This is a genomic window from Capnocytophaga sp. FDAARGOS_737 (genome assembly GCF_009730375.1).
Lineage (GTDB): Bacteria > Bacteroidota > Bacteroidia > Flavobacteriales > Flavobacteriaceae > Capnocytophaga > Capnocytophaga leadbetteri.
The window spans coordinates 2364952-2385981 of sequence record NZ_CP046316.1 but is presented as its reverse complement, the minus strand read 5'-3'; the positions used below and the strand labels follow the sequence as shown (position 1 = coordinate 2385981).

The 21030-nt window shown below is 42.6% G+C and carries 17 protein-coding genes; 11 read left to right on the top strand and 6 right to left on the bottom strand.

All coding sequences use genetic code 11. The features are described 5' to 3' along the window. Positions 1–54 precede the first annotated feature (54 nt). From FOC45_RS10570 to FOC45_RS10550, 5 genes are all read left to right on the top strand, one after another. Positions 55–2160: a glycoside hydrolase family 97 protein gene (locus tag FOC45_RS10570; protein ID WP_009390336.1), complete on the top strand. Its 2106-nt coding sequence runs from the start codon at positions 55–57 to the stop codon at positions 2158–2160. A gap of 159 nt (positions 2161–2319) precedes the next feature. Continuing rightward, entirely contained in the window at positions 2320–5277 is a 2958-nt protein-coding gene (locus FOC45_RS10565; RefSeq protein WP_009390337.1) for a TonB-dependent receptor, read from the top strand. 11 nt (positions 5278–5288) lie between these two features. Continuing rightward, a complete protein-coding gene (locus FOC45_RS10560; protein WP_009390338.1) occupies positions 5289–6914 on the top strand; it encodes a RagB/SusD family nutrient uptake outer membrane protein in 1626 nt (541 codons plus the stop codon). Positions 6915–6926: 12 nt separating this feature from the next. Next, positions 6927–7949 (top strand): SusE domain-containing protein, encoded by a 1023-nt coding sequence (locus FOC45_RS10555; protein ID WP_009390339.1) that lies wholly within the window; start codon positions 6927–6929, stop codon positions 7947–7949. Between the two features lie 65 nt (positions 7950–8014). Then, positions 8015–9427, top strand: a complete 1413-nt coding sequence (locus FOC45_RS10550; RefSeq protein WP_009390340.1) for an alpha-amylase — start codon at positions 8015–8017, stop codon at positions 9425–9427. On the opposite strand, the gene FOC45_RS10545 is transcribed toward FOC45_RS10550, so the two are convergent. Next, positions 9400–9765, bottom strand: coding sequence for a DUF488 domain-containing protein (locus FOC45_RS10545; protein WP_009390341.1), 366 nt, complete (start codon positions 9763–9765; stop codon positions 9400–9402). The two genes, FOC45_RS10550 and FOC45_RS10545, sit on opposite strands and share 28 nt — an antisense overlap. A gap of 45 nt (positions 9766–9810) precedes the next feature. Then, on the bottom strand, positions 9811–10635 hold the full coding sequence (gene dinD, locus FOC45_RS10540) for a DNA damage-inducible protein D (RefSeq protein ID WP_009390342.1): 825 nt from the start codon (positions 10633–10635) through the stop codon (positions 9811–9813). 288 nt (positions 10636–10923) lie between these two features. Between dinD and FOC45_RS10535 the strand changes: the two genes are divergently transcribed. The 5 genes from FOC45_RS10535 (at position 10924) to FOC45_RS10515 (ending at position 15247) form a co-directional block, all read left to right on the top strand. After that, the gene (locus FOC45_RS10535; protein ID WP_034539599.1) at positions 10924–11487 is read left to right on the top strand and encodes a hypothetical protein; all 564 of its coding nucleotides are present in this window, start codon (positions 10924–10926) and stop codon (positions 11485–11487) included. A 121-nt stretch (positions 11488–11608) separates the two neighbouring features. After that, complete coding sequence (locus tag FOC45_RS10530) at positions 11609–12697, top strand: WG repeat-containing protein (protein WP_009390344.1); 1089 nt, start codon at positions 11609–11611, stop codon at positions 12695–12697. An 8-nt stretch (positions 12698–12705) separates the two neighbouring features. Continuing rightward, entirely contained in the window at positions 12706–13140 is a 435-nt protein-coding gene (gene dut / locus FOC45_RS10525; RefSeq protein WP_009390345.1) for a dUTP diphosphatase, read from the top strand. Positions 13141–13193: 53 nt separating this feature from the next. Then, entirely contained in the window at positions 13194–13973 is a 780-nt protein-coding gene (locus FOC45_RS10520) for a DUF4292 domain-containing protein (RefSeq protein ID WP_009390346.1), read from the top strand. Continuing rightward, entirely contained in the window at positions 13973–15247 is a 1275-nt protein-coding gene (locus FOC45_RS10515; RefSeq protein WP_009390347.1) for a murein hydrolase activator EnvC, read from the top strand. The genes FOC45_RS10520 and FOC45_RS10515 overlap by 1 nt, the downstream gene beginning before the upstream one ends. A 13-nt stretch (positions 15248–15260) precedes the next feature. Here the strand turns inward: FOC45_RS10515 and FOC45_RS10510 are convergent, their stop codons facing one another. Genes FOC45_RS10510 through FOC45_RS10495 form a run of 4 tightly spaced genes read right to left on the bottom strand, consistent with a single transcriptional unit; the run spans position 15261 to position 17938 of the window. Next, positions 15261–15857 carry a ribonuclease HII gene (locus FOC45_RS10510; RefSeq protein ID WP_009390348.1) on the bottom strand — a complete coding sequence of 199 codons (597 nt, stop codon included), beginning with the start codon at positions 15855–15857 and terminating at the stop codon, positions 15261–15263. Positions 15858–15869: 12 nt separating this feature from the next. Next, positions 15870–17078 carry a beta-ketoacyl synthase gene (locus tag FOC45_RS10505; protein ID WP_009390349.1) on the bottom strand — a complete coding sequence of 403 codons (1209 nt, stop codon included), beginning with the start codon at positions 17076–17078 and terminating at the stop codon, positions 15870–15872. Then, positions 17078–17335 carry a phosphopantetheine-binding protein gene (locus FOC45_RS10500; RefSeq protein ID WP_009390350.1) on the bottom strand — a complete coding sequence of 86 codons (258 nt, stop codon included), beginning with the start codon at positions 17333–17335 and terminating at the stop codon, positions 17078–17080. Before FOC45_RS10500 ends, FOC45_RS10505 begins: the two co-directional genes overlap by 1 nt. 57 nt (positions 17336–17392) lie before the next feature. Next, positions 17393–17938, bottom strand: a complete 546-nt coding sequence (locus tag FOC45_RS10495) for a hypothetical protein (protein ID WP_009390351.1) — start codon at positions 17936–17938, stop codon at positions 17393–17395. Positions 17939–18027: 89 nt separating this feature from the next. On the opposite strand from FOC45_RS10495, the gene FOC45_RS10490 reads away from it, so the two are divergent. Further along, positions 18028–21030: a tetratricopeptide repeat protein gene (locus FOC45_RS10490; protein ID WP_009390352.1), complete on the top strand. Its 3003-nt coding sequence runs from the start codon at positions 18028–18030 to the stop codon at positions 21028–21030.

The window sequence follows — 21030 nt, the reverse complement described above, 5'->3', positions numbered from 1 at the left end:
CCCTTTTTGGAATGATTTGAAGCCTTTTTTGAAACGAATAAATAATTAAAAGAAATGAGAAAGATAATTTTGTTAATGAGCATTTTGGCTATGAATTGGGCGGTAGCTCAACAGCAAACCTCTCCCGATGGCAATGTAGTACTCTCATTTTCATTGAAAGCTGACGGTACGCCTACTTATAAGATGACGTACAAAGGCAAACCAGTGATTAATGAAAGTACCTTAGGGTTTACTCTTAAAAAAGAGGAACCGCTAACGAACCACTTCAAAGTAGTAAGCGATAGCAAATCTACTTTTAAAGAAACGTGGAAACCTGTATGGGGCGAAGAAAAAGAAATCCTCAACCATTACAATGAGTTGCTCGTACAGCTAAAACAAGATAAGACCAACCGCCTGATGAATATCCGCTTCCGCGTGTATAATGAGGGGGTAGGCTTCCGTTATGAGTTCCCTACACAGAAAGAACTCACTTATTTTGTGATAGCCGAAGAGAATACCCAATTCGCAATGACAGGCGACCATACCGCTTGGTGGATACCTGGCGACTACGACACCCAAGAGTACGACTATAACGAGAGCAAACTCTCTGAAATTCGCGGACTTATGAAGCAGTCGATGACCGATAATGTGTCGCAATACGTTTTCTCGCCTACTGGCGTACAGACTTCGCTAATGATGAAAACCAAAGATGGCTTATATATCAATCTTCACGAAGCTGCTTTGGTAGATTATGCGCTGATGAACCTTAATTTAGACGACAAAAACTTCATCTTCCAGTCGTGGCTAACTCCCGATGCTAAAGGCGATAAGGGGTACCTCTATACCCCTACTAAAAGCCCTTGGCGTACCGTAATGGTGAGCGATGATGCGCGCAATATATTAGCTTCACGCCTTATCCTCAACCTTAATGACCCTTGCGCTCTTGCTGATACTTCGTGGATTAAACCTGTGAAATACATAGGCGTTTGGTGGGAGATGATTACCGGCAAAAGCTCTTGGGCATATACTGACGACCTGCCTACTATCAAACTCGATGAGGTAGATTATACTAAGGTGAAACCTAACGGCACTCATGCTGCCAATAACGATAAGGTGCGCCGCTATATAGACTTCGCTGCCCAACACGGTTTTGACCAAGTACTTGTAGAAGGCTGGAACGTAGGTTGGGAAGACTGGTTCGGTCATCGTAAGGATTATGTGTTCGACTTCGTAACCCCTTATCCTGACTTCGATATTAAAGCGCTTAATGATTACGCACACGCTAAAGGCGTAAAACTGATGATGCACCATGAAACTTCAGGTTCTACACGCAACTACGAGCGCCATATGAAAGCTGCTTACGAGTTGATGAACAAATACGGCTACAACTCTGTGAAGAGTGGTTATGTGGGCGACATACTTCCTATAGGCGAGCACCACTACAGCCAATCTACTATCAACCACTATCTGTACGCTATAAAAGAAGCTGCTAAGCACAAAATAATGCTTAATGCGCACGAAGCAGTACGCCCTACCGGTCTGTGCCGTACTTATCCTAACCTTATAGGCAATGAGTCAGCGCGCGGTACTGAGTACGAGGCTTTTGGTGGCAACAAACCTTTCCACACTACCATATTGCCTTTCACCCGCCTACAAGGAGGGCCTATGGACTACACCCCTGGTATCCTCGAAACTGAGGTGAAGAATGTAAATCCTAACAACACCAGTCAGGTGCGCAGTACGTTGGCTAAACAATTAGCATTGTATGTTACTATGTACAGTCCGCTACAAATGGCAGCCGACCTACCTGAGAACTACGAAAGATTTGCTGATGCTTTCCAATTCATCAAAGACGTACCCGTAGATTGGCAAGAGAGCGTATATCTTGAGGCTGAACCAGGTCGTTATATCACCGTAGCGCGCAAAGACAAACACAGCGACAATTGGTATATAGGCAATACTTCTAACGAAAACGGACATACCTCAGAACTCTTGCTTAATTTCTTAGATAAGAACAAGAAGTATGAAGCGACCATCTATGCCGATGCTAAGAACGCTGATTGGCAAACCAACCCTAAGGCTTACACTATTACCAAACAAAAAGTAAATGCTAAAACCAAGCTGAAACTTACAGCAGCTAAAGGTGGTGGCTACGCTATCAGCATTAAAGAAATTAAATAATCCCCTCCCTAGCCCTCCCCCAAGGGGAGGGAAAGGTTCGGGAAGTATATAATTAAATTCCTCCGTTTTTTTGAAAAGGGAAAATCTTTTTGGATTGACCCCTCTCCTTGGGAGAGGGGAACGGGGAGAGGAATCGATGAATTTTCAAATTTTATTTGTATGAAAGTAAAAATGAACAAACTACTTTATGCAGTAGTATTTTTCTTGTGTGTAAGCTTTGGCTACGCACAGCAAATCACTGTGAAAGGAACAGTGAAAGACAACACAGGCTTACCTATACCAGGGGCTAGTGTGCTTGTGAAAGGTACCTCGCACGGGGCAGCTGCCGATTTTGATGGTAATTTTGAACTTACTGCCAATAAAGGCGCTGTACTTGTTATCTCGACAGTGGGGTACAAAACACAAGAAGTAACCGTAAAAGGCGCTACCCTCAATGTAGTACTTCAAGAAGATGTACAACAATTGGGCGATGTGGTAGTTATCGGTTATGGGGTAGTGAAGAAAAAAGACCTCACCGGTTCGGTAAACTTAGTAACCGACAAAGAGTTTAACAAAGCACCTGCCGTAAACGCCGACCAACTTATTCAGGGTAAAATAGCAGGGGTACAAATGGCTACCACTGGTGGAGCGCCTGGTGAAGGACAAGTTATCCGTGTACGTGGTAACGGTTCTTTGTCATTGACATCTAACCCTCTTATAGTAGTAGATGGGGTGCCAATGAACGATGGAGGCGTAGGCGGTTCTCGTAGTATCTTCAACTCTATCAACCCAGAAGATATCGAGAGTATGAGCGTGCTTAAAGACGCTTCTTCAACTGCTATCTACGGTTCGCGCGCTGCCAATGGGGTAATTATGATTACTACCAAAAAAGGAAAAGCTAACCAAGATATGAAGATTAGCTTCAACACTAGTATAGCTATTCAAGATACTAATAAGTATGTAGATGTGATGAGTGCAGAGCAATTCCGCCAAACCGTAAAAGGGCTTAACAACCCTGCTGCCGAAGCACTCTTAGGCAATGCCGATACTAACTGGCAAAAAGAAATCTACCAAGTAGCCCCAATGAGCAATAGTACTTTGGTACTTTCAGGAGCTTATAAAACGCTTCCTTATCGTGTGTCTGTAGGTCATTCTTATGCTGATGGGGTGTTGCGTACTGATAACTTCAAACGTACTAATGCTAAAATTAGCTTAAACCCTACTTTCTTTGATAGAGCTTTGAAGTTAGAATTAAACGCTAATGGTACTTATATGCAAAACCGCTTTGCTGATAAGGGGGCTATAGGTTCAGCAGTAGGCTACGACCCTACCCAATCAGTATTCGGAGGGCCTGCTAAGTACGGCAACTATCACACTTGGGTAGACCCTAATAACGGCAACCGTTATAACTTAGCCCCTACTAACCCTGTGGCAATGCTACAATACTTAGATGATACTTCAAAAGTATACCGCTTTATAGGAAACGTAAAAGCCGATTATACTTTGCCTTTCTTCAAAGATATTACTGCTACAGTAAATATGGGGGTAGACTACAGCAAGAGTCAAGGTGATAAGATAACTGACCCCCATATGCCTACCTCAACTCCAGGGTTTGACGGAGCTAAAACCTCGTATACTAATAAGGCTATTAACAAACTCTTTGATGCCTACGTAAACTATATGAAAGAGATTAAAGAAACTCATAGTATAGGGCTAATGCTAGGGCACTCTTATCAATCATTCGAGTTTGATGATAATTCTACTGATTACTCTTACTTTATCAACCCAGGTGATAACAAAGAGGTGCCTAACATCAACAAGAGTAGAAACGTATTGATGTCTTTCTTTGGTCGTGCTAACTATAGCTACAAAGAGCGTTACCTCCTTACCGCTACCCTTCGTGCCGATGCGTCTTCTAAGCTAAACCCAGATGACCGTTGGGGCTACTTCCCTTCAGTGGCGTTGGCTTGGAATGTTAGCAATGAGAAATTCTTAAAAGAAAACAAAACCCTTAACGAACTAAAATTGCGTTTGGGTTATGGTGAAGTAGGTAACGTAAACGGTTTGGGCGACTATCTTTTCCTTACTAACTACACACGTAGCCAAGATGGAGCGTCTTACCAATTGGGCGATGCTTTCTATCAAACTTACCGCCCAGGGGTAACTAACAAAAAGCTACGTTGGGAAATTGGTAATACCCTCAATGCTGGTATCGACTTTGGTTTGTGGAACAACCTTATCACCGGTACACTCGATGTATATCGCAAACAAACTAAAGACCTGATAGCTGAAACCACTATCGACCCTTTCACCAGCTTCAAAAACCGTGTGAATGCTAACGTGGGCGATATGGAAAACAAAGGGGTAGAGTTTGGTCTTACCGTTACCCCTATACGCGATACTGAAAAGAATATCCGTTGGAGTTTTAACTACAACATCAGTTATAACGATAACAAAATCACTCGTATGCCAGACGACCAGCCTGCTGGTGGTATAGAAGGAGGTACTAACAACCGTGTACAACTACACCGTCAGGGAGAAACACCATTCTCTTTCTTTGTATACCAACAAGTGTATGATGCACAAGGCAAACCAGTAGAAAACGCCTTTGTAGATAGAAACGGCAATGGTAAAATAGATGAAGGAGACCGCTACTTGTACAAATCGCCATTTGCCCCTGTAACTATGGGCTTTGGTACTGACCTTAGCTATAAAAATTGGGATTTGAACATCACTACTCGTGCTAACATCGGCAACTATGTGTACAACAATACCCAATCGCGCTTAGACCAACGCTCTGAAATTACTTCTAATAGTGGTTTCTTGCGCAACATCAAAGCTAATAGTATTTTCCAACGCCATAACGACCAAGCGTGGAATAGTGATTACTATGTAGAAAACGCTTCGTTCTTCAAGTTAGACAATATCACTTTAGGCTATACCTTCCCTAATACTGATAAAAGGTATATCCGCCTTTATGGTACTGTACAAAACGTTTGGACGATTACTAAATACAGCGGTTTAGACCCAGAAGCATTATCAGTAGATAGTGCTACCAATCGAGCTACTTTTGGTATTGATAACAACTTGTATCCACGTCCAACAACTTACTTGTTAGGGTTGAATATTAACTTTTAATCGATAGGAATATGAACAAATATATCAAACATAGTATTTTAGGGCTTGCAATGGCACTTTCGCTTAGTGCCTGCTTGAAGGACTTAGACCAAGAGCCTATTGACCCTGATAGTTTTACAGAAAAAGACGTATTTAAAAACGCTACTGAGGCCAAAAGCGCTTTAGCTAAAATTTATGCCTCATTATCCCTTACAGGGCAAAAAGGCCCTTCAGGTGATGGCGATATAGCGGGTGCTGATGAGGGGTCTACCGGATATACCCGCGTGCAGTTCTACCTACAAGAAGCTAGCACCGATGAGGCTATCATCCGTTGGAGCGATGCAGGTGTGCCAGACTTTCATAATATGACTTGGACACCTTCTAACCCTTTTACCAATGCGTATTACAACCGTTTGGGGCAACAAATAGCTTTTGCTAACTCGTTTATCGACAATGCACAAGCGTTGGCTTCAGACCCCGAAGTAGCTTATTACATAGCCGAAGCACGCTTCATTCGTGCCTATGCTTATTACAATGTAATAGATGCCTACGGGAAAGCACCTTTGATAACCTCATCAAAAGCTGATTTGAAGCCTACTCAAAACTCTCGTGCCGAGCTTTTTAACTTCGTAGAAAGCGAACTAAAAGATTTGGAAACCAAGCTAAAAGCAGCTCGCGCTAATGAGTACGGACGTGTAGACGCAGTAGCGGCACAAGCACTACTTGCCCGCTTGTACCTCAATGCTAAAGTGTATATAGGGGTAGACAAATATACCGAGTGTATCACTTATGCTAAAAAGGTAATCGCTTCGTCTTACCGCTTAAACAATACCGATGCTAATGGCAATGGTACTGCTTATGACGAGTTGTTCCTTGCTGATAACAACAAAAACGGAGCTCAAAACGAGTTTATATTTTTAGCAAGTTTTGATGGGCTTAACACTAAAACTTACGGAGGTACTGCTTTCATTATGCACGGAGCTACTGGTGGTAATATGAATGCTACCGCTTTAGGCCTTAATGGTGGTTGGGGTGGTATCACTGTTACCAAAGAATTTGTTAATAAGTTTGAAGCCTCTACTCGCAACGGTAATAATGAGCCTACCGCTTGGAATGACAAACGCGCTATGTTCCACACCGACGGACAAACCTTTGAAAGTACTGATTACGTAAAAGACTTTACTAAAGGAGGTTATGCTACAACTAAGTTTAAAAACATTACTTCTACTGGTGCTCCTGGCAAAGACCCTGCTAAAGATTTTCCTGATACAGACTTACCGCTTATCCGTTTAGCTGAAGTGTATCTTACTTATGCTGAAGCGGTATTACGTGGTGGTACAGGAGGCGACAGAGCAACTGCTTTGGGCTATATCAACCAGTTGCGCACTCGTGCCTATGGAAGTGCTGCGGGCAACATAGCTGATGCCGATCTTACCTTAGATTTTATCTTAGACGAGCGTGCTCGCGAACTCTATTGGGAAGGCTTGCGCCGTACCGACCTTATCCGTTATGGCAAGTTTACTAACGCTTCTTACCTTTGGTCTTTCAAAGGTGGAGCCGCTTCAGGGGTGGCAGTGCCCGACTATAGAAACTTGTATCCGATACCGAGCGATGCGCGTGCCGCCAATGAAAACCTTAGTCAGAATACAGGATATTAAAAAAAGAATACTATGAAAAATATACTTAAAACGGCAGCTATCTGTGCAAGTCTTGTATGGTTAGTAGGCTGCGAAAAAGACGAAGAAAAGGCGACAATGAACGCCAATGCACGAGTAGAATCAAATATCTCGGCTTCTACTTTAGTGCTTGATAAAACCCAATCAAATACTACTGCCCTAACAGTTTCTTGGGAAACTAAGGATTTGGGCGTACAATTAGCTCCTGTTTATACAGTAGAATTTGAGAATATTGCTACTGGTAAAATTAAGCCTCTTTCGGCTGAAAGATCGCCTTTTACCCTTACAGTTAAAGAGCTGAATGAGTATTTGGTAGGCTTAGGGCTTAAAACCGGTGTAGCAACCGATGTAAGAGTGTTAGTAAGAGCTGCCCTTAGCGACCAACGCAGTCTTGTATCGACAAAAACCTTAAAAGTAACCCCTTACTTTGATGAAATAAAAGCAAGCGAATGGGGCGTAGTAGGTAGTGCTACTCCTAATGGTTGGAATGGTCCTGATATCAAAATGTGGAACTCTACTGACGGCAATTTAGTAGCTTATGCTACTTTGTCTGCTGGCAAAATTAAGTTCAGAAAGAACAATGACTGGGGTGTAAACCTCGGAGGTTCTAACGGTACACTTTCGTCAGGAGGGGCTGATATAGCCGTAGCAGCAGGTACTTACAAAATCACTATCAACGTAAGCAAAAACACTTATACTATCGAAACCTATTCTTGGGGAATTATAGGTAGTGGTGCCAGAGGTTGGGGCGATAATGATGATGTAGCAATGACCTACGAAGGTAGTACTAACTCTTGGGTGGTGAAGAATATAGCTCTTGATGGCGAAATAAAATTCCGCTTAAATCACTCTTGGGGTACTAACTTTGGGGCAGATAGTACAGATAATCCGGCTGCTGCTCTTGAGGGAGATATAAAATCTGGTGGTAATAACATAAAAGTACCCGCTGGTACTTATAATGTGTCTTTCTCTTTTGATGCCAATAACAAAGGTACTTACAAAATAGAAAAATTATAATCTTATAAAGGCTGTCCGAACATATCTGGACAGCCTTTATTTTATCATTTAAATACGGCAAAAATATGAAATCATACATCTATTTATTAGCAGCCTGCACCTTGCTTAGCTGCAAAAAGGATAAGGGCGAAGATACTCCCCAACTGCAAAATGTCAATCCTATAGACCTTAGCACTATAGACAATGGCAACCGTGTAATGATGCAAACATTCTATTGGGATGTAACCCCATTAGGAGAGTGGTGGAATACGATTACCCCCAAAATTGCCGATTGGAAAGCCAATGGGGTAGACCGCCTTTGGCTGCCCGTAGCTACTAAAGGAGCTTCGGGGGGCTATTCTATGGGGTATGACCCTTCTGATTACTTTGATTTTGGCGAATACAACCAACACGGTTCGGTAAAGACACGCTTTGGTTCGCGTGCTGAGCTTGAAAATCTAATTAGCAAAGCGCACGAAAACGGCTTACAAGTGCTTGCCGATATTGTTATAAACCATTGTAATGGGGGAGGAGAAGAGGTAAACCCGTATAAAAACAACGAGAAAACCAATACGCTATTTGATAAAACACACGGTAATGCTTCAGAAAAGTTTAATCGCAATTACGAGCATTTCCACCCTAATGCTACTGAGGCAGCTGATGAAGGAGGCGATTTCTTTTTAGATCTTGCTCATAAAGTGCCTTACGTGCAAGATTGGTTGTGGAAGAAAGACGAGTCGGTAGCTAAGTATTATAAGAATACGATGAAGTTTGACGGCTGGCGTTTTGATTATGTGAAAGGCTTTGGTGCGTGGGTTATCAGAGATTGGATGAAAGAAGTAGGCGGATTTGCGGTAGGCGAGCTTTGGGATGGCAATGCAGAAACCCTTAAAAAATGGGTAGATGCTTCAGGCATTTCAGCTTTTGATTTTGCTTGTTATTATGCGATAGAACAGGCGTTAGACAGTCAGAAAGATATGCACAAACTGATGACCAGTCAGAATGCTATGTTGCGCACCTTGCGTCCTGACAGAGCAGTGACTTTTGTAGGCAACCACGATGTAGATGGGCGTAGCGATGTGTCGCCTACTAACACCATAGCACAAGATAAGAAGCTAATGGCATATGCCTACATACTTACCCATAGTGGGTACCCTTGTATTTTCTACAGCGATTATGAGAATGCTGAGTTTAAGGCTAAAATACAGAAGTTGTTACTCATTCACCGCAGTTTAGCGGCGGGGGAAGAGAAATTTCATTTGGCATCTAATACAGAGTATGTAGTGTCGCGTTTAGGCAAAGATAAGAGTCCTGGGCTTATTTTGTTTTTAAACAATAGCAATGCTCCAGCCCAGCGCACTATTACCACTCATTTTAAGGGTAAAACGCTCATAGACTACACCGGCAATACAGCCGAGCGTTTTGCTACGGATAGCAATGGCAAGGTTACTCTAAAAGTACCCGCCAACAGCTATACCGTTTGGTCAGTAGGACAATAAGAAATTATAGCCTGCATAAGCACAGGCAGTGCACTTTTATCAATCACCTTGCTAGCGGTAAGCAGGGTGATTTTTTTGTGCTTTTTGAGTTCGCTGCAGAAAGAAGTAAAAGCCTCGTTATGGGCTAATTCTTCGGTGTAATCTTTTTTGAAAGCCTCGAAATTGCCGTCTTGGTGATAGCGTTGTCGCAAGGCAGTGCTGGGGGCTATCTCTTTAGCCCATAGGTCTAATGCTAAAGCCTCTTTTTTGATGCCACGAGGCCAAAGACGGTCTGCCAATACGCGAAAGCCGTCAGTGTCAGTTTGTGGGTCGTATACCCTTTTGAGAATGATAGTCATATTAGTCGTTAGTCGTTAGTTGTTAGTCGTTAGAAAGGGATTGAGTTAAATATTTTTTAGTAGTTTCTTTTCTTCTTTGTTGAGTTTGCGCTGTACTTTCTTAATATCCTCTGCAGGAGGTAGTTGTTCTGGGGCTATGCCTCTATCGATAAGCATATTTCTTACAGCAGTATTGTTGTCTATATGTTCTTTCTGTATAGGCGACATTCCTTTTAAATCTTTTCCTACAACATTTACACTTGTCATTTCAGCAGCTAAATCTTTGGCTTTTATGCTTATAGTAGGTAGAAAATCGGCTACAGGACGGTTGTCAGGCGCTCCTATTTTGCGTTTGAGTTGTGCAGTGGTAAGGTTAAAAAGGGCTTGGTCGCCTTTGCTGCGAATAATTGCGAACCCTTTGTCGTCTACCCCACGCTCGTAGAGTATTCCTGAAAGTTGTTTTTCAGTTTGAGAGAGCTTTTCTCTTGCTCTTACGCGCTCATATTCTAAAAGGCGTTGTTCTACTATTTCGGCTTTGCGTGTTTGTACTGCAAAATAAGTTTGAGCAAAAGAGATTTCCTCTTTTCTATTATCACCATTTTGTGCAATTAAATAGCATGCATAACGAGTTAACAGGAGGTCATCTACTTGTTTTTCAGCACCTTTAGGCATCGGTATCGTTTTGCTGACGTCAGCAAAATGATAGGCTATATTCTCACCTACACTGCTGCACGAAACTTTTGCTTTTTGAATGATAAGTTCAAAATTACGCCATTGGGCATAGCCTAAAAGTGTTTGCAAATCTCTGGCACTCCAGCATTCAATGCCCTCTACTTCTTGAGCGGCTTCTTCAAATTTCTTGAAGAGCTCTTTTATTTCTTCTGCTTTCATTGGTTGAATAATTTAAAGGTTTTTATTTAATAGCAAAGGTACTACTTTTTTTGAGATAAAGAACAATAAATAGCCTCTTTTTTCTGACAGTTCTGTAGTACGTTGATACAAGGTTGTAACACGATGTGACAACTTTTTGCGGGGCTTTATTTTTTGCCGCACTTTTGCAGCGTAAAACAAACGAGGGGTGCTCCTCAAAGATACTTATCACCAGAAAAAGTGCACGTTCTGTGCGGTATAGTGTTTCAAGGAGAAGCCCTTAAGTCTAACCTAAAAATTTATAAAAAAATGGCAAAAAGTAGAAACAACATCGTAACCGCAGGTTTGAGCGGAGGAATTGGCAATCAATTAGTATTCAAACAAGTAAATGGAGAAACCATAGTGGCTAAATATCCTAATCGCAAGGGGAGTAGCACACCTAAACAAATCGCTCTTAATAATAAGTTTGCTAAAGCGACTGTATATGCTAAAAACGCTTTGCAAAACGCAGCCCTCAAAAAAGTGTATGCTGACCAAGCGGCTAAACGCCCAGGGGTGAGTGCTTATGCAATGGCTGTAGCCGACTATTTGAAAGCCCCTATAATCGACCATATCGATACTTCAGCTTATACTGGGGTTAGTAGTGGCGAGAAGATAAGTATAGAGGTAGCCGATGCTTCGAAAGTGATGACGGTAAAGGTGAAGATAGTCGCTGCTAACAACTCGGCTGTAGAAGAGGGTAGCGCTACCCTTAGCGAAGGCAAATGGGTATATACCACTACCGCTATCAATGCAGCGCTTAGTGGCAGTAAGGTGCTCATAACCGCTACCGACCGCCCTGGCAACGTAACCACTAAAGAGTTAACCCTTTAGAATTAAAATGAGTCGATTTGTCAGTTAGCTAATTTGCTAATTGACAAATTGGCTTATTAACAAATTTGCTAATTGCTAATTATTTTGTACTTTTGCGCCCAATAATAAAAAAGAAATTACTATGGATACCGCACAAGAAATGTGGCGAAATAACTACGAAGAGTCAGCTATGTTTACCTCTGACGATTTGGCAGCAGCCAAACGTAATGGCAAATGGGGTTTTGTAAACCGTAATGGGAAAGAGATTTGTCCGTTTAAGTACGACAAAGTGCTTCCTTTTTTGCTGGGGTCGGCGCTTGTGAAGGTAGGTAACTATTGGGGAGTGATAGATGTTAATGGAAAGGAATTAGTGCCTACGTACTACGATCAGGTGTTTTACTTCTCGAATCACTTGGCTAAAGTGGTAAAAAATAGCAAATCAGGATTTGTAAATAAAAAAGGAGAAGTGGTAATTCCGCTTATTTATGACGATGCGCACCCTTTTATGAAGACGATTACTTCAGCTAAAAGAGACGGCAAAGCAGGTTATATAAACATACGAGGCAAGGAGGTAATTCCTTTTGAATACGAAGAGTCTATGCCTTTCTTTGAAACGCTTGGTGCAGTGAAAAAAGACGGCAAGTGGGGCTTTATCACTACCAAAAACGAGTGGGCTATAGAGCCTATGTACGATGAGGTGGAGAGCTTTTTGCAAGGAACCGCTAAGGCAATGACCAAAGACTGCTGGGGACTTATAAATGAGAAAAACGAATGGCTTATTAGCCCGGAATACGAAGATTTAGCGCGCTTTAGCGAGGGTTATGCTGCTGTGATGCGCGATGAGCTATGGGGGTATGTAAATACAGACAATCAGTTGCTTTGTGAGTTGCAATACGATGAAGCTATGGACTTTACCGAAGGTTTTGCAGCAGTGAACAAGGGCGGCAAATGGACGTTTATCAATACAGAAGCCAAAGAAATCGCAACGCCTACTTATGATGAAGTGAGGAGTTTCTGTCACGGGCGTGCTGCTGTATGTCTTGACGGACTATGGGGCTTTATTGACGCCAAAGGAAATCAAATCTTAGCACCTCGTTTTGATGAGGTTACTGATTTTGAAGAAGGAAAAATTGCTTTTGGGATATTAGATGAGGAAATGTATGTGGTATTACCAGATGGCAAGGTAATGACTACAGAAGAGTTTAAACAATTCACAACTAATAAAATGTAGTAAAAAAGATGAAAGTAAAAATAAAGAACACATCAGCTAACGAGCTGCCGGCCTATCAGACGGCAGGGGCTGCGGGGGTAGACCTAAGGGCGAATCTGCCTGAGGGGGTTATCCGTTTGGCTCCTTTGGCGCGTACGTTAGTGCCTACGGGCTTGTATTTAGAAATACCTGATGGTTATGAGGCGCAGGTGCGTCCGCGCAGTGGTCTGTCTATTAAGCACGGTATCACGGTTATCAATGCACCAGGGACTATAGACTGCGATTACAGGGGCGAGGTAAAGGTGCCTATCGTCAATCTCTCTAACGAAACTTTTGAGATAGCCCACGGCGATAGAATAGCACAAATGGTCTTTGCCCGATATGAGCAAGCCTCTTTTGAAGAAGTAAGCGTATTGAGCGAAACCGAGAGAGGCGCAGGAGGTTTTGGCAGCACTGGCAATTAGTAAATTAGTCGATTTGCCAATTTGCCGATGAGACGATTTTAGACAATAGTAAGATGAAAAAACTACTTATAATATTTACGCTTTTATTTTTGACCGTAGGTTGTAAGACAAAGCGGGCGGTAGTGAGTACTACTGGTACGGTTACTGCCGAAAAGCAAGTGCAAGAAATATGGCGACATCACTTGGCATCGTTTCCTGCGTTTAAGACCCTTGTGGGGAGTGTGCAGGTATCTTACAATGATGGGAAAAACAGTCAGTCGTTACCATTGTCATTTCGTATGGAAAAAGACAAGGCTATATGGTTGTCAGCTCCGTTGGGTATAGCCAAAGTGCTCATCACTCCAGAAAAAGCCGCATTTTTCAATCGTTTAGACAGTACTTACTTCAATGGTGATTTTAGCTATATCAGTAGATTGTTAGGGGTAACAGTAGATTTTGATGCCTTGCAGAATTTGCTATTAGGCAATGCTTTATACGCCTCTTATTTTGAGAAAGAAAAAGTGGTAAAACTATTGCCAGAAGAGAATAACCGCTACAATCTGCAAATCATTGATGAGTCGCCTGTAGAGGTAATCTATCGTTTTCTGCCTGATACATATAGGGTAGGGAGTACAGAAGTACTAGAACCTGTTAAGCAGCAAAAGGCAGTGGCTACTTATGAGTATCAGCAGGTAGGGGAGGTTTTGTTGCCTCATACGCTGAAAATTGTAGCTACAGAGGGGGCTAATCAGACAGAGATAAGCATAGAGTTTAAGGGGATAGAACTCGATAAAAGCATTAACTTTCCGTTTAAAATACCAGAAGGATTTAAAGAGATAACAGTTGACAAGTGATGAAGTTTATTTTTAAACTCATATTACTATTTTTGTTCGTGCCCTTATTGGGTATAGGGCAAACAAAGCAAAAGGACTTAGAGCAGCGCAAGAAGGCACTACTTGAACAAATCAAGCAGATGTCGGCATTGCGACAACAACAAAGTCAGCAACGGAAGAGTACAATTCAGCAGATAGAAGAAGCGAATGAGAAGATACTTATCCGCACTCGCCTGATACAAATCAATCAGCAACAAGCAAATCTTCTATCAAAAGAAATAGCAGATAATGAAGACCAATTGCGCAATCTGAAGAAAGAGCTTATTTATCATAAAGACGAATACGCTAAAATCATTGTACAGTCATACAGAAGCAAGTCAGCACAAAACCGATTACTTTTTTTATTGTCGTCAGAGAGTTTTTCGCAGGCTTACAAGCGACTGTCGTATATGAAGCAGTATGCTAATTACCGCAAGGAGCAGGTGGGCTTTATACAAGCTAAAACCGACAAGATAAAGAGTCTGAATGATACATTAGTAGCACAGCGCAATGAGAAGAACCAAGTGCTTGACGAGCAGCGACGAGAGCAAGCTACCCTACAGCAAGAGAAGAGAGAGTTAGAGCAATTGGCTGCAAGCATACGCGAGGTGGAGCGTAGTTATGAAAGTCAGATACGCGAAAAACAAAAGCAAGCTAATGCTATAGACCGAGAAATACAGCGACTTATACGCTTGGCTATTATTGAGGCTAACAAACGCGAACAGAAGAACAACGCTAGTGGAGTGAATGCTACAGGTAGCGGTATGGTTACTACTACCCCTCCGTCGGCTGATAATACTGCTGAAGTAACCTTTGTGCTTACTCCAGAATCGAGGAAGGTAGCCGATAGTTTTGAGGCTAATAAGGGCAACCTTATATGGCCTGTGGCAAAAGGGTATAAAGCACAAGGCTTTGGGGTGTATTACGACCCTGTGTATCCTGAGTTGCAACACTATAACAATGGTGTGACGATAGCCACTGAAAAGGGAGCTGAAGCGCGCTGTGTGTTTGAAGGGGAAGTGTCGGCTATACAGTCGATACCAGGTAGCAATAAAGTAGTGCAAGTGCGCCATGGCAACTACATTACTATTTATTACAACTTGATAGATGTATATGTGCGAAAAGGAGATAAGGTAAAGGCTAAAGACCCGCTTGGCAAAATCTTCACCAATGCGAACGGGAAGACCGAAATGAAATTCTTCTTATACAAAAATACCACCCGTCTGAATCCAGAGTTTTGGATACATAAAATGTAGAATTAGCTTTTGACTAAAACAAGCTAAGCTGCTCTACAGGCAATAGCTGAAAGGTTTTGCGATGATGAGGAGTAGCACCATATTCGGCAATAGCCCTACGATGCTCAGGGGTAGGGTAGCCCTTGTTTTGTTGCCAGTGATATTCTGGGAATTGTAGCGCAAGGTCGCTCATATAAGCATCGCGGTAGGTTTTAGCAAGAATAGAAGCTGCTGCTATGGTTTGTATTTTGCCATCACCTTTTACTACGCAAGCATAGGGTATCTGAGCGTAACGTACGAACTTATTGCCGTCTACTGCTATAAAAGTAGGAACAACAGAGAGTTGTGCTATGGCTCGGTGCATAGCTGTAATAGAGGCGCGCAGAATATTTAGTTCGTCAATTTCGGCAGGTAGTACGTGGCATACTGCATAGGCCACCGCCTCGCGCTCAATAATAGGGCGTAATTGGTCGCGCTGTTTTTCTGTTAGCTGTTTAGAGTCGGTAAGAAGTTCGTTATGAAAGTCAGGAGGTAGTATTACAGCTGCAGCTGTAACGGGGCCTGCTAAACAACCTCTTCCAGCCTCGTCAGTACCTGCTTCAGAAGAAGAATGATAAAATAATTGTAGCATAATATTAACGAGTTAGCTGTTAGTAAATCGACTGAATATTAGGGTTGAACAATTGCCTCCAAAACCAAATGAATTAGAAAGCACGTGTTTGATAGGCTTGTGCACCGATTTTGTTTGGGGGCGTATAGATACCTCACTCATTGGCGTTTCGTAATTCAAATTAGGGAATACTACACTATTGCGCAGTGCTAGCAGACTGAAGACCGCTTCGACTGCAGAAGCAGCGGCTAATGTATGTCCAGTAAAAGGTTTAGTAGAACTAAAATCAGGCACTTGCGTTCCAAAAATGTGCTCTAAAGCACGACTTTCAGAAAGGTCGTTATTAGGAGTAGCGGTGCCGTGGGCGTTGATATAATCTATTTCTGCAGGTTGCAATCCTGATTGCTGTAGCGCCTGTTGCATAGCTAAGTAAGCCCCTTGTCCTTCAGCAGATGAGGCTGTTTGATGAAAAGCATCATTAGCATTGCCCCAGCCAGTAAGTTCAGCTTTAATACGCGCTCCGCGTCTCTTAGCGTTTTCTTCAGACTCTAATACCAAAAAAGCAGCGGCTTCGCCTAAATTGAGCCCTTTTCGGTGCTCGTCAAAAGGAGTACAATCAGTATCAGAGAGTATCATCAGACTGTGAAACCCATTGATAGTAAACTTGCACAAAGCATCGGCGCCTCCTACGATAAGGCAATCAGCTCTACCTGTGCGTATTAGGTGAGAGGCTGTGATAAGTGCATTAGCTGATGATGAGCAGGCAGTGCTAAGACTTGTAACGACACCTTTCAGTCTAAAATAATCAGCTATTTGGTGCGAAATACTACCGATATAATGTGTGTTAATATAACGTCTGGAGTGCTCATTGTCTTCATAGCTATACAGATAGCGCTCTGTCATATCCATTCCCCCTACACTCGATGCCATCACTAAGCCTGTACTCGCTAAGTGCAGCGGACTTAGCCGAGCATTAGCAATCGCTTGTTGGGCGGCAATGATGCCCAAAAGAGCAGTACGAGAGTAGGCATTGATAGCAGGCAGATGTAGTGCTCGAGACAGTTCATTATTAGTGTGCTTAATCTCGCCTACTTTGATGTGATATTTATGAGCAGTTTCAAAATTATGTACGCGTGTTAGGCAGGGGCGGAGGTGAGTAAGTGCGTAGAGGTGCGCCTCAACAGAGTCGCCTATTGAAGAGAGAATGCCTACACCGGTAATCACCACTTTTTTGTTTGTCATTATTTAGTGCGATGAGCTGTGATATATTGGGCTATAGAAGTTACTGATTCAAAAATTTTTTTTCCTTTTTTTGGGTCGTCTAAGCGTATGCCGTAATATTTGTCGAGCAACACGATGAGCTCAAGGGCATCGATAGAGTCTAAGCCTAAGCCACTGCCAAAAAGAGGCGCGTTTTCATCTATCTCTTCAGGAGTGATGTCTTCGAGATTTAAAGCTTCGATAATACGGTTTTTCAATTCTAAAATAAGTGCTTCCATCTAAATAAAAATTATTATTTTGCGGCAAAGGTAGCGAACTATTTGCAAATTAGCAAATTAAGTTAGCGTAATCCATTGGCAAATAGCTTCGTACTCTTCGCCTAAAAAATCTACCCAGCCGGTCAGTACGTGCTCAGCTACACCTTGATCCAAAAGAGCTTGGCTATAGGTTTGCAAGAACGGAGCGGCCTGCTGATAGCTGTCGAATACAAAGAAACTACCCTCAGTATGCAGTTGGTGGCGTATGCTGATTTCGCCTAAGCATATATTGGGCAGGGTATAGACAAATACTGCCGGACTGGGGTAATACTCCTGCGGATTGGCTATTGTAGCCTGATGCTTGAGGTCGGTATCGAGGCTGGCAGCGCGATTAGCAAACAGAAGTGCTGTGCGGCTCTTTGCTTCAGTAGAAAGCGGACTCAAAACGGCTTCAGCAGCTAAGAAAGCTAACTTAGAGAGATTATCCATTTTGAAAAACTTAGGATATTCAACATTTAGGGCTTTGAGTGCTTTCTTAGCAAAGTCAGCAAATGAGCTCTCGGGGGCTGTGAAGAGCACCGCATCATCAAGAGTAATGGTGTTATTTCTGATAGTACAAATCACTTTTTTTGACTAAAATTTTCTGCAAATATATATAATTATTTAGTTAATTGACAATAATTTCCTATCTTTGCCGATTATAAGCAACATTTATGAAAAAAATAGTTCTTTCAGCAGTAGTTCTGATGGGATACAGTCAGCTGCTATGGTCGCAAGAAAGCAGCGAGGTGCGTGAGCCGATGAGTGAGTTTCAGAAAGCTATCGCTCTCTACAATCGTAAGATGTACCAGCCCGCTCAGAACCTTTTTCGCAAAACGCAAGCCGAGCACCCCGATAAGGCTGTCAAAGCCCAAAGCGAATATTATATCGCTACCATTGCAGCCCTTTTAAACCAAGAGGGAGCAGATGCTTTGGTGAATAACTTCATACTAAATCACCCCGAATCGCCGCTTAGTTCGGCTGCCTATGTACAGATGGCGCATCTTTACTTCCAGCAGGGCAACTATGCCGAATCGCTTGAGTGGTATAACGCTATCGACCCACTTTCGTTAAAAGGAGAGGAGAAAGACCGTTACTATTTTGAGAAGGGGTATGCGCTCTTCAATACCGGCAAACAAAACGAGTCTAAGCCTTACTTCGAGGCAATACAGCAGCACAAAGAATACGGAGCAGATGCTAAGTATTACTTGGGCTACATCGCCTATGATACTAACGACTATGCTAAGGCTGAGAGCTACTTTAGGCAAGTAGATACTGAAGACAGCGTTAATAATAACGTGTCCTATTTTCAAGCCAATATGTATTTCAGTCAGGCATTGTACGAAGAGGCGATAGAAGAGGGCGAAAAGCAACTCAAAAAGACAAAAAACGCCCAAGAAGTATCAGAGCTGAACAAGATAATAGGCGAGAGTTACTTCAACCTCAAAAAATACAAAGAGGCAATTCCTTACTTGCAAAACTATAAAGGCAAGAAAGGCAAATTCTCTAATACCGATTATTACTACATAGGCTATGCCCTCTATAAAAACAACGATTATAACGGAGCTATCGCTCAGTTCAATAAGATAATCGACGGCAATGACCAAGTAGCGCAAAACGCTTATTACCACTTGGCAGAATGCTACCTAAAGACAGGGCAGAAACAGCAGGCGCTCAACGCTTTCAGAAATGCTTCGCAAATGGATTTTGATGCGCAGATAAAGAAAGACGCGCACCTAAACTACGCTCGCTTAGGGTATGAAATAGGCAACCCTTATGAGAGTGTGCCAAGTGTGCTGCAAGCCTACGCTACGGCTTACCCTAATGACCACAAAGACGAAATCCAAGGGCTCTTAGTCGATTCGTATATCTCATCAGGCAACTATCAGGCGGCTATTAGTCTCTTAGAAAAATCGTCTGATCCAAAAGACCGCGAACTCTACAAGAAAGTAGCTTTCTACAGAGGGGTAGAGCTCTTCAACGAATTGCAATACGCTGATGCGCTCACGTATTTAGACAAAGCCATTGCCGACAATAGTGCTATAGCAGCACGTGCGGCCTATTGGGCGGCCGAGGCAGCATACCAGCTGAAGAATTACCCCAAAGCGGCAACCTATTTTCAGCAGTTTTTTGCCAATCCTTCAGCCTCTAAAACTGATGAATACCCCAAAGCCTTCTACGGATTGGCGTACGCTAACTTCAATCAACGCCATTATGCTGAAGCGATTGTTAATTTCGAAAAATACCTAAAGCAAAACCCTAAAGATGAGGACTTCAAGCACGATGCTATGTTGCGCCTTGCCGACTCTTATTTCGTAACAGGTAAGTATTGGCCTGCTATGGAGGGGTATAACAAGCTGATAGAAAGTAAATCGGCAGACCAAGATTATGCTGCTTACCAAAAGGCTATCAGCTATGGGTTTGTAGATCGTCCTAATAATAAGATAGAAGATTTAGAGCGCTTTATCAAAAATTACCCAACTTCTAACCTACGTCCTAATGCTCTTTACGAACTAGGCAATACCTACGTAACTCAAGGGGATACCGACAAAGGATTACAGTACTACCAACAGCTTGCTAAAGACTACAAAGGCAATGCATTAGTGCCCCGTGCTATGTTGCGCGAAGGCTTGGTGTATTATAACCGTGGCGAAAACCAAAAGGCACTGAGCCTCTTCAAGGCCATCGCTAAAGATTATCCTAAAACTACTGAGGCATCACAGGCAGTTTCTTCAGCCAAACTGATATATGTAGATATGGGTCAGGTGAATGACTACGCCGCTTGGGCAAAGAGTTTGGGCTATGTAGAGGTTACTGACCTCGAGTTAGAAAGTGCTACCTACGAGGCTGCCGAACGCCAGTTGCTGCAAAATAACAACAAAGAAGCTATTGTGGCTTTTGAAAAATACCTCCAACAGTTCCCTAACGGAATGCGCCGCACCAATGCCGAGTTCTACTTAGCACAAGCCCTCTACAATACAGGCAAAAAAGCCGAAGCTCTTACACATTATGAGAATGTTACCAAAGCAGGCTCAAGTGAGTTTGGCGAACCTTCGCTTACTCGTGTGTGTCAGATATTGCTCGATGCAGGCAGCTATTTGAAAGCCAAACCTTACCTCGAAGAGCTCGAAAAGACTGCTACTATAGCGCAAAATAAAACTTATGCACAGAGCAACCTAATGCGCGTGTGCTACAATGAGAAGTTGTATGATAAGGCTATAGAGTACGCTAACAAAGTGCTTAGCGAGAAATCGATAGATACCCGTATCAAAAATGATGCTTATATAGTTTTGGCTCGTGCCTACACCCAAGGGGGCAATGAGGCTCAAGCGCGCAAGTACTACCAAGAGGTACAAAAAACGGCTACGGGTAGCCTTGCTGCCGAGGCGATGTATTACGAGGCCTTCTACAAAAATAAAGACAAAGACTACAAAGGCTCTAATGATATAGTACAGCGCATAGCTAAAGACTATGGTGGACATAAAGAATGGGCTGCTAAGAGCTTGATAGTGATGGCTAAAAACTTTAACGGACTAAAAGACGCTTATCAGGCTTCCTATATTTTAGAAAGTGTGGCTAAGAACTTCAAAGAATATCCCGAAGTAGTAGCCGAAGCTAAGAAAGAACTTGCCAGCGTAAAAGCTGAAGCCGCAAAAAGCAATTCATCAGTAAAATGA